General features: G+C 52.0%; 4 protein-coding genes. 2 read left to right on the top strand and 2 right to left on the bottom strand.

The window, feature by feature from the left end; translation table 11 throughout:
* Positions 1-264 (bottom strand): transposase (locus tag H6B10_RS13995; protein WP_204652165.1); only part of this gene is annotated, 264 nt, incomplete at its 3' end.
* Positions 265-924: 660 nt separating this feature from the next.
* Positions 925-1422 carry a hypothetical protein gene (locus tag H6B10_RS13990; protein WP_204652164.1) on the bottom strand — a complete coding sequence of 166 codons (498 nt, stop codon included), beginning with the start codon at positions 1420-1422 and terminating at the stop codon, positions 925-927.
* Between the two features lie 242 nt (positions 1423-1664).
* On the opposite strand from H6B10_RS13990, the gene H6B10_RS13985 reads away from it, so the two are divergent.
* Entirely contained in the window at positions 1665-2045 is a 381-nt protein-coding gene (locus tag H6B10_RS13985; protein WP_204652163.1) for a hypothetical protein, read from the top strand.
* 122 nt (positions 2046-2167) lie between these two features.
* The coding region (locus tag H6B10_RS13980) for a hypothetical protein (protein ID WP_204652162.1) at positions 2168-2469 on the top strand (302 nt) is incomplete at its 3' end.

Raw genomic sequence — 2469 nt, 5'->3', positions numbered from 1 at the left:
AATAATGGCGGTTTCAAAAGAGATTCCCTTGAGCTTAGGCACCTTCAGGGTAACGTCCCCGGAAGTGGTGGTAAGGTTGCGGCTGTAGTGGCCGCTCCGGTATCCCTGGCGCTGCTCATTACGCTCGTACCGGGCCGCCTGGGTCAGCTTCTCTGCCTCGGCCTCCAGCAGTTCGTTGAGGGTTTCCTCTACGCTGCCTCGTACCAGCTCTTTGAGCTGCCCCTTGATAACTTCCTCATTTAGCTGTACAATCTTCTCAGACATGGTTTGCTGTCTCCTTTCAGAATGGTGTGTCGCAACTTCATTCTACCAGAGTTCTGCAAACCGTGTCTCTTTTTAGCTTCTTTTCAATTTGCGAAACTTATTGTACCTTATCAATTCTGAAGAAATATATCGAATGAGCTTCAGGATTTGTTGATAACATTTTTGAACATTGGTTGTTTCCATTATACGCTTATATTCTCTGAATGAGTCTTGCTCAAACTGCATCCTGAACCCTCCCTGTTTTCTGTAATTTATTTGCCTGTGCCATTGTCGGTTATTTCTGCAAAACAACCCAAATTTTCAAAAAAGCCGGTCAACCATTCGTTGACCGGCTTGGTGGCGTGTCGTTCCAAAAAAGATATTTCCATTAAATGCAAGAACGAGCAGCTATAGTATTTTTACGAAGCAATTGCATCGATGATTTCAGAAAGTTCCTGTGCATCCAAACTGGCTCCGTTATGCAATACTTTAAGGGCGGCTGCCTCTGCATAAGTAATGTGGACCAAAGAATCGAGCTTTACAAAGCTCCGCTTCAAAAAGGGGGGCTTGAATTTTTTTATCTCCCGATTAGTTGGATACAATAATTTCCTTTCTGGCAAAGCGGTCGAAGTGTGAGCACAAAAAACCTTCTTTCTTTTACCTGGATCGGCGCATTTCTCCTTACGCTAGCGCGCAGCTGGACGCCACTCCTTCCCGCAGCTGCGGGTCGGTGCTGTCCGCCGTGAGGACATACCAACTCAGCACCCAACGGTCCGCACTTCCGGCAGCTTCCGCCGTGGCATTCCGGGGAAACCAGTCTGCCTGGCGATAAGTTTCCCAGTCGAGCACCTTCAAGGGCGTAGCCCCTGCCGAAGGATAACGGGGCGTTGATTCCAGTTGTGCTTTCAACTCTTCGTAAGAGGCGTCTGACCGGACGGTGACAAACACATAGGTTTCCCATCTCCGGTCTGTCACCGGCAGGTGGCAAATCTCCACGGTTTCCGGCTCCACGCCTGCCGGCAAATCCAGACTCTTGGCCGCCTCCATCAGCTCCTGCACCTGCTGCTCATTGGCGCTGGCGGCTGCAGCCCGCCGTTTAGCCGTCCACACTCCCCAAAAGGCCAGCAACGCTACCAGAAACACCACCGCCACAGCGGCAAGTCTGTTTTTTCTTATCATACCGTTCACCTGCACTTTCCGTCCTGCCGGAAATACCATCGGCTCTATCTATAGTGTATCGGTTCCGGGACGGCGGGGGCAAGCAGCAGGTTGCCCAAAAACATTATGATTTTTTTGGCAGTTGTGCAGTTGTAAAAAATAGCAACCGGACGGCTTTTTCCTTGAAACGATGGCACGCCGGCGTGTACAATAAAAGTAGCAATTCATTGGGCGGTATCTCCCCCCATTCCAAGGAGGACTGCATGCGTTACCCGAAAGAGTTCTGGCTGCTGTTTCTTTTGCTGGACCGTTGTTATACGCACTGCCAGGAGGACGGTCTGGGCATCCTGTTGGGCGCTCTGAATCCCCAGATCTGGGCGGACGGCCTTCCCGCCGACAGGGCAGACCTGGCGGAATGGGAGGATACCCACCATGACGATGACCTGCGCCGCGACGCTTTTATAAAACGGGTCATTGCCTTCTTACAGGATTTCTGCTGTCGGTATGGCTTTGATTTTTCCAGGACCATTGTCTGCCTGGAAAATATGGACGATGCGGAATACGCCGAGCAGATGGCTGCCGCCGAGAAAGAAACGGCTGCGTGGTGCGCCGCCCATCCGGGCTGGCAATCTTCAGACCCATAAAAAATGCCGGTGCGTTTCCCGGAAGTCCGGCCAAACCGAAATCATCGTGTGGGACACAGGTCGGTGCGTTTTATTGTTTCTGCACATGGATGTTATAACCTTCTTTGAAAGGATGTGTTTCTGTGAACTGGAAAGAGATCATGACCGAAGAAGACAGGGAGCATTTTCTGGAAGCGGTGCTGTCTTTGCACGACAGTTGTATCGTCCGGGCGGTGTACACCCCCGACACTTATGTGGAGGAAAGCGGAGCGATGCAGCCCATCAATGCCCACAGCCAGCTGACCATTACCCTGCAGCAGCAAATCCTTGGCGGCGGGCGCAACACCATCGACCTGCGCTTTGAGGAGATCGTCCTGTTCCAGCTGCGGCCCAGGCCGCCGCGCTATGATTCCATCATCTATGATTGCACCCTGCTGCGCCGGGA

This window comes from Gemmiger formicilis (genome assembly GCF_016901605.1).
GTDB classification, from domain to species: domain Bacteria; phylum Bacillota; class Clostridia; order Oscillospirales; family Ruminococcaceae; genus Gemmiger; species Gemmiger formicilis_B.
This window is presented reverse-complemented; position numbering and strand designations above follow the sequence as displayed.